Origin of the sequence: Nocardiopsis lucentensis DSM 44048 (genome assembly GCF_000341125.1) — a bacterium.
GTDB classification, from domain to species: Bacteria; Actinomycetota; Actinomycetes; order Streptosporangiales; family Streptosporangiaceae; genus Nocardiopsis; species Nocardiopsis lucentensis.
In genome coordinates this window covers 1-7651 of the sequence record NZ_ANBC01000542.1, presented here as the reverse complement: position 1 = coordinate 7651, position 7651 = coordinate 1, and the positions used below count along the sequence as shown (strand labels likewise).

General features: G+C 69.8%; 4 protein-coding genes and 2 pseudogenes. All 6 read right to left on the bottom strand.

Annotated features, from left to right (window positions below; genetic code table 11):
- A pseudogene (locus D471_RS0118900) lies at window positions 1–367 on the bottom strand (hypothetical protein); the annotation flags it as partial.
- A gap of 3 nt (window positions 368–370) precedes the next feature.
- Complete coding sequence (locus tag D471_RS35115; RefSeq protein WP_040690304.1) at window positions 371–2107, bottom strand: BCCT family transporter; 1737 nt, start codon at window positions 2105–2107, stop codon at window positions 371–373.
- Between the two features lie 5 nt (window positions 2108–2112).
- Window positions 2113–3266: pseudogene (locus tag D471_RS35110) on the bottom strand (aromatic ring-hydroxylating oxygenase subunit alpha).
- Between the two features lie 110 nt (window positions 3267–3376).
- The gene (locus tag D471_RS0118885; protein WP_017600057.1) at window positions 3377–5827 is read right to left on the bottom strand and encodes a GcvT family protein; all 2451 of its coding nucleotides are present in this window, start codon (window positions 5825–5827) and stop codon (window positions 3377–3379) included.
- A 34-nt stretch (window positions 5828–5861) separates the two neighbouring features.
- A complete protein-coding gene (locus D471_RS0118880; protein ID WP_017600056.1) occupies window positions 5862–6491 on the bottom strand; it encodes an MBL fold metallo-hydrolase in 630 nt (209 codons plus the stop codon).
- Window positions 6488–7573 (bottom strand): S-(hydroxymethyl)mycothiol dehydrogenase, encoded by a 1086-nt coding sequence (locus D471_RS0118875; protein WP_026127866.1) that lies wholly within the window; start codon window positions 7571–7573, stop codon window positions 6488–6490. Before D471_RS0118875 ends, D471_RS0118880 begins: the two co-directional genes overlap by 4 nt.
- Window positions 7574–7651: the final 78 nt, after the last annotated feature.

Sequence of the window (7651 nt, the reverse complement as noted above, 5' to 3'; positions counted from 1 at the left end):
GCCGGCGGAGCCAGTAGTCGGTGCGCTCGGCCAGTTCGGCGACGGAGTGGCGGGCGAAGAAGTCGGGACCGATCCGGCGGGTCGTGGCCTCCTCCGCGACCGCCTTCGCCCCGTTCTCGCAGAACTCGGCGGGTTTGCGCCGGTCGCCGTCGGCGGCCTGAGGATCCGGCCACGCGCAGCCGGGGCAGTCGAACCCCGCCCGCTGGTTGATCAGCGGCAGCGTCCGCACGGTCCGGCCGACGCCCATCTGTTCCCGGCTCCGCTGGAGTGAGACGAGAACACCGGTGAGCCCGGCCGCGGCGTGGCCGGGCTCACCGACGCGCAGCGCGTCCTCGTCGACGTCCTGATCGAAAACGCGCTTCTTCATGTGTCAGACCTTGTCCTTGACGGCATCGGGGTCGTCGGTGTCCGAGCGGTCCGCGCCGTTCGGTTCGCCGTTCGGGTCGGTCCAGCCCTCCTCGATGAGGTTCTGGGAGAGCTGCGCGGTGAACTCCCCCTCCTCGAGCAGGTTCTGGGAGATCTGTCCGGTGAACTCGTCACCTTCGAGCAGGTTCTGCGAGACGTGCTCGGTGAGCTCCTCGCGCTCCATCCTGCGTTGGGCCCGGATCTGGCGGCGGCGTTCCTCCCCGAGCTGCTTCCACGTCGCGACGCACATCAGCAGCATGACGACGCTGAACGGCAGAGCGATGAGGATGGCGCCGACCTGGAGGGCGCTCAGACCCCCCGCGAGCAGCAGCGTGATGGCGACCAGTCCCTCGGCGGCCGCCCAGAACACCCGGCTCCAGACCGGGGTCTCGTGACTGCCCCCGGAGGCCAGCATGTCGACCACGAGCGACCCGGAGTCCGACGAGGTCACGAAGAACAGCACGATGAGGATGACCGCTCCCGCGACCAGGACGGTGCCTCCCGGCAGTTCGCCGAGCAGGCCGAAGAGGGCCCCCTCGGTGTTCACGGACCCGTCCGCCGCGACGCCTCCCCCGGAACCGAACAGCTCGCGGTACAGGGCACTGCCGCCGAACACGGTGAGCCACAGGAAGGTGACCGCGGTCGGCACCAGCAGGACGCCGGTGACGAACTCCCGCACCGTCCGGCCACGCGAGATACGCGCGATGAACACACCGACGAACGGCGCCCAGGACATCCACCAGCCCCAGTAGAAGGTCGTCCACCAGCCCTGCCACTGGGCGCCGCCCTGGCCCTCCAGAGCGGTGGTGTCGAAGCTCAACCGGAGCAGGTTCTGGAAGTAGAGCCCGATCGACTGCACGAACTCCCGGAGGAGGAACAGCGTCGGCCCCGTGACCAGCACGATGAGCATCAGGACGACGGCGAGCCCCATGTTGATCTGGGAGAGCCACTTGACCCCGCGCTTCACACCGGTGGTCACCGAGAAGATGGCCAGCGCGGTGATGCCGCCGATCAGGACGATGTTCGTCCAGTTGCCCGGGTCGCTGACGATCCCGAGCACGTCGAGCCCGGAGGCGATCTGCAGTACGCCGAGGCCGAGCGAGGTGGCCACCCCGAACAGGGTCCCGATGACCGCGACGACGTCGATCAGGTCGCCGAGCCAGCCGTTCACCCGCCGTCTGCCCAGCAGCGGCTCCAGTGCCCAGCGGATCGAGACCGGACGCTTCTTACGATGGATCGCGTAGGCGATGGCGAGGCCGACCACCACGTAGATCGCCCACGGGTGCAGGCCCCAGTGCAGGAACGTCTGCACCAGCGACTGCTGGGCGAGCTCCTGCGACGTGCCCTCGACGCCCGGCTTGGGGCTGGCGAAGTGGTTCAGCGGCTCCGCGACGCCCCAGAACACCAGCCCGATCCCCATGCCCGCGGCGAACAGCATCGAGAACCAGGTGCCGAGTTTGAACTCGGGCTCCTCGTCGTCGGGGCCGAGCTTGATGTCGCCGAACCGGCCGAGGCCCACTCGGATCGAGAACACCACGAACCCGCACACGATCAGGATGTAGTACCACCCGAACGCGCCGATCACGGTGTCCTGCAGGGTGGTGATCGCCGTGGACACGACGTCGGTGAAGACCGCCGTGAACGCGACGAATATCGTTACCAGAATCACTGAGGGCCAAAAGACCCTGGGGGCAGTGATCATACTGACTATTCACCGTCCTTGTCGGGGGAGAGTACGTTCTGCACCCATTGGTGGAACTCGCCGATGTGGTGTTCGGAGGGAACGAGGACACCGCCGTCGGCGTAGGCCCGCGACGACATCGCGGGCTGGCAGCGCTCGCAGGCGTCGAAGTCCTGCTGGTTGACCCGGTGGAACAACTCGACGGAGTGCGAGACGTCGCGGCCGGACGCCACGACGTCCTTGCTGTACAGCCAGTCGCATTCCACGACGGTGCGGTCGGCGGCCAATGGGAACATCCGGTGCAGAATAACGTGATCCGGGACCAGGTTGACGAAAACCTGCGGTCGGACGGTGATCGCGTAGTACTTGCGGTCCTGGTCGGAGTCCACCCCGGACAACGTGTCGAAGCCCGCGCTGCCGTCCACGGTGAACCCGGAGACCTCCTCACCGAAGGCCGCGCCGTGGCCGACGAAGTACTGGGCCGCGTAGCCGTCGGCGAACTCGGGCAGCACCTCGGTGAGCTCGGGATGGATGGTCGCGCAGTGGTAGCACTCCATGAAGTTCTCGATGATGAGCTTCCAGTTGGCCTTGACGTCGTAGGTGATACGCCGGCCGAGTTCGAGCCCGTCGACCTCGAAGTTGTCGATGGCCTCCAGCGATCCCAACCGCCCGGTGACGTCGGCCTGCACGGTGTCGGCGAACGAGGGCGGGTCCTGGGCGNGGGGGGGAGCCCCTCCCGCAGGTGCACCGGCTTCAGGCCGTACTCGGTACGGTCGATGTCCGGCATCGAGGTGAGGTTGGGGGCGGCGACCAGCCTCCCGTCGAGCCCGTAGGTCCAGGCGTGGTAGGGGCACTGGAAGTTGCGCTTGACGCTGCCCGACTCCTCCACACAGAGCTTGGCGCCCCGGTGGCGGCAGACGTTGAGGAAGGCGCGCAGCGCGCCGTCGCGGGACCGGGTGACGATCACGCTCTCCCGTCCGACCTGGACCGTACGGAAGTCACCGGGCTTGGGCAGGTCCGCGCCGCGGACCGCGCAGAACCACATCCGCTCGAAGATCCTCTCCTGTTCTCGGGTGAAGACCTCCGGATCGGTGTAGATGTGGCCGGGCAGGGTCGGGATCAGGCTCTCGGGCAGTGCGGAACCGCCGGTGGCCGAAGGGGCGACGAGGTTCTCGGTCAATGTGGTCTCCGTTCCGTGCGGTGCGGACGCTGACGGGGCACCGGGGATCGAGGGGGCGGGTCGGGAGCGTTCGCGGGCTGTGACCGGTGGCTGGGAACGCCGTGTCCGGCTCACGACCGGATGCGGGTCATGTCGGGGTCGAAGAGCGGTTCGGCCGCGACCACCGCGGGGACGCGCTCACCGAAGTACTCGATCTCGACGGGGGTGCCGGGCCGGGAGACCTCCGCGGGCAGCCACGCGTAGGCGATGTTCTTGCCGATGGTGTAGCCGCGCGCGGCGCTGGTGACGTAGCCGACCGGCGCGCCGCCGGCGTGGACCGGCTCGGAGCCCATGACGACCTGGTGGGCGTCGTCGATGGTCAGGCAGGTCAGCTTGCGCGTGACGGTGTCCTCGGAGCGGCCCTTCAGGGCGTTCTTGCCGTGGAAGTAGCCCTTGTTCATGCGCACGGCGAAGCCGAGCCCGGCCTCGTAGGGGTCGTGTTCGGTGGTCATGTCCGCGCCCCAGGACCGGTAGCCCTTCTCCAGCCGCATGCTGGCGAAGGCGCTGCGGCCCGCGGCGATGACGCCGTGTTCCCGGCCCGCCTCCCAGAGCGTGTCCCACAGGCGGCGGCCCATGTCGGCGGTGGTGTAGAGCTCCCAGCCCAGTTCGCCGACGTAGGACAGGCGCATCGCGGTCACCGGGACGTCGCCGATGAAGGCCCGCTTCGACCTGAAGTAGCCCATCGCCTCGTGCGAGAAGTCCTCGCGGGTCAGCGGCTGGAGGAGCCGCCGGGCGGCGGGACCCCACAGCCCGATGCAGCAGGTGCCCGCGGTGATGTCGCGGACCTGCACGCGTCCGCCCGGCGGAAGGTGCCTGCGCAGCCAGTCGAGGTCGATCGGGCCGTTGGCGCCCACCTGGAAGCGGTCCTCGGCGAGCCGGGCCACGGTGAGGTCGCTGCGGATCCCGCCGTCCTCGTTGAGCATGAGGGTGTAGACGACCGATCCGACCTTGCGGTCGAGCTGGTTGGTCGTCATCGTCTGCAGGAACGTCAGCGCCTCGGGACCGGTGACCTCGATCCGCTTCAGGGGCGTCATGTCGAACATGGCCACCCTCTTGCGCGCCACCAGTGCCTCGGCGCCCGCGATCGGCGACCAGTACCGCGCGGCCCAGTCGCCCCGATCGGGGATCTGCCCGACCTCGGGCAGGTTCGCGTTGGCCTCGTACCAGTGCGGCCGCTCCCAGCCGCCCCCTTCGAGGAACACCGCGCCGAGGTCGGCCTGGCGCTCGTGGAACGGGCTGGTCCGCAGCGGTCGCGGCCGCTCGGCGGGCTGCAGCGGGTGCAGCACGTCGTAGACCTCGTCGAAGGCCTGGCAGCTGCGCAGGTGGACGTACTCCGGTCCCCGCTCGACCTCCTCGAACCGGCTGAGGTCGCAGGTGTGCAGGTCGATGTTCGGCTGACCGTCGACCAGCCACTCCGCCATCGCCTTGGCCACGCCCGCGGAGTGCGTGATCCACACCGCCTCGGCCAGCCAGAAACCCTGGAGGTCGGGGTGCTCGCCGAGCAGTGGGTTGCCGTCCGGGGTGAAGGAGAACAACCCGTTGATTCCCTCGTCGACCTTGGCGTCGGCCAGGCACGGCAGCAGGTCGACGGAGTCCGCCCAGGAGGTGTCGAAGTCGTCCGGGGTGAACGGCGTCTCCGACGGCATGGTGGGCGCGACACCGGGATCGAGGATCTCGTCGGCGGAGATCGGCATCGGGCGGTGCTCGTAGGCGCCGATGCCGATGCGGTCGACGTGCTCGCGGAAGTAGAGTCCGGCCTCCTGGTGCCGCAGCAGCGGCTTGCTCATCTCGCGCAGTTCGTCGTTGACGCCCCGAAGGACCGGCAGCGGAGAGGTCTTGGCGTACTGGTGCGCCATCGGGACCAGCGGGACGTCGAGGTCGACCATGCGGCCGATCCGCGGACCCCACATGCCGACACAGGAGACGACGATGTCGGCCGTGAAGGTGTCGTGCTCGGTGACGACGGCCCGGACCCGTCCGCCGCGGCGTTCGATGCCGGTGACCTTGTGGTGCGCGAGGAAGCGTGCTCCGCGGTCCATCGCCCGCCGGGCCTGGGCCTCGGCGGCGCGTACCGGTTTGGCCAGCCCGTCGCCGGGGATGTGGAAGCCGCCGAGAATCCTGCCAGGGTCGAGCAGTGAGTGCAGTTCGGCGCACTCGCCGGGGTCGCGCAGGTAACTCTCCACGCCCCACGACGTCGCCCAACCGTGCCTGCGCTTCAGGTCGGCCCAACGTTCCGGGGTGGTGGCCACCTCCAGGCCGCCGAGCTGCTGGAAACACCACTTGTCGTCGAGCGTCAGCGCGGTGTACTTCTCGACGGTGTACTTGGCGAACTCCGTCATGGTCTTGCACCCGACGGTCTGGTACACCAGGCCTGGCGCGTGGGAGCTGGAGCCGCCGGTGGCGAACAGCGGCCCCTGTTCGAGCACGGTGACGTCGGTCCACCCGCGTGCGGTCAGCTCATCGGCCAGTGCGCAGCCGACGATGCCCGCTCCGATGAGCACGACACGTGGTTGGGTCGGCATAGGGGGGTCCTCCTGATCGTGTGGTCGGAGTGCGTCAGAATCCGCGCTGGATCCAGCCGTCCAGGTGCGGCGCCTCGGCGCCGATGGTCGTGGTGGGGCCGTGTCCGGTGTGGACGACGGTGTCGGCGGGCAGCGTCAGCAGGCTGTCCCGGATCGACTCGATGATGGTCGGGAAGGAGGAGTAGGAGCGGCCCGTGGCGCCCGGCCCTCCCTGGAACAGGGTGTCGCCGGAGAAGACGGCGCCCAGGTCGGGGGCGTACAGCGAGACCGCACCCCACGTGTGGCCCGGCGTGCCGAGCACCCGCAGCGTCGTTCCGGCCACCGTGACGGAGCCGCCGTGAGCCAGCCAGGCGTCGGGGGCGCGGTCGGGGTGCACCGACCGCCAGAGCGGCTCGTCGTGGGGGTGGATCAGGATCGGCCCGCCGGACTTGTCCGCCACCTCGACCGCGGCGTTGACGTGGTCGTTGTGCCCGTGGGTGCAGACCACTGCGACCACCGAGCGGCCGCCGACCGCCTCCAGCACCGCCCGGGCGTCGTGCGCGGGGTCGATGACGACGACCTCCTCGTCGTCGCCGACCAGCCACACGTTGTTGAAGACCTCCCAGGTGCCTCCGTCGAGGCTGAAGGCCCCGAAGGTCTCGAGGTGTTCGATCCGCGCGCTCACAGGACCACCACCGAGCGCAGGACGCGTCCGTCGTGCATGTCCTCGAAGGCGCGCTCGACGTCGCCGATGCCGATGGTCTCGGTGACGAAGGCGCCCAGGTCGAGCCGGCCCTGGAGGTGGAGGTCGACGAGCATGGGGAAGTCGCGGCTCGGCAGGCAGTCGCCGTACCAGGACGACTTCACCGCTCCGCCGCGGCCGAACACGTCCAGGAGGGGGAGGTCGACGGTCATGTCCGGGGTGGGGACGCCGACCAGCACCACCGTCCCGGCGAGGTCGCGGGCGTAGAACGCCTGGCGGAAGGTCTCCGGCCTGCCGACCGCGTCGATCACGACGTCCGCCCCGTGACCGCCGGTCAGCTCCCGGATCGACTCGATCACGTCCCGGGTGCGCGCGTCCACCGTGTGGGTGGCGCCCAACCGTTCGGCCCACTCGAGCTTCCGCTGATCGAGGTCGACGGCGATGATCGTGCGGGCGCCCGCCAACCGGGCGCCCGCGATGGCCGCGTCGCCGACGCCGCCGCAGCCGAGGACGGCGACGCTGTCCCCGCGGCCGACCGACCCGGTGTTGATCGCCGCGCCGACGCCCGCCATGACGCCGCAGCCGAGCAGTCCGGCCACCTCCGGCGGCGCCTTCGGGTCGACCTTGGTGCACTGACCGCTGTGGACGAGGGTCTTCTCGGCGAAGGCGCCGATGCCCAGCGCGGGGCTCAGCGGGGTGCCGTCCTCCAGCGTCATCGGCCGCGCGGCGTTGTGGGTGTCGAAGCAGTACCAGGGGCGTCCGCGTCGGCACGCCCGGCAGGCTCCGCAGACGGCGCGCCAGTTGAGGACGACGAAGTCCCCGGGCGCCAGGTCGGTGACACCGTCCCCGACGGCCTCCACCACCCCGGCGGCCTCGTGGCCGAGCAGGAACGGGAAGTCGTCGTTGATGCCGCCCTCCCGGTAGTGGAGGTCGGTGTGGCAGACCCCGCAGGCCCGCACCTTCACCAGGGCCTCGCCGGGACCGGGGTCGGGGACCAGGATCGTCTCGACGGAGACTTCGGCCCCGCGCCCCGCGGCCACGACACCCTTGACTGCGTGTACCACTGTTCTTCTCCCTGTCGTGTCGTGACCCGTCACAGGTTGGGGTAGAGCGGGTGCTGGTCCGCGAGCGCCCGCACACGG

Coding starts and splice junctions, on each gene's coding strand:
- D471_RS35115 (WP_040690304.1), bottom strand. CDS start 2,107: ATGATCACTGCCCCCAGGGTCTTTTGGCCCTCAGTGATTCTGGTAACG.
- D471_RS0118885 (WP_017600057.1), bottom strand. CDS start 5,827: ATGCCGACCCAACCACGTGTCGTGCTCATCGGAGCGGGCATCGTCGGC.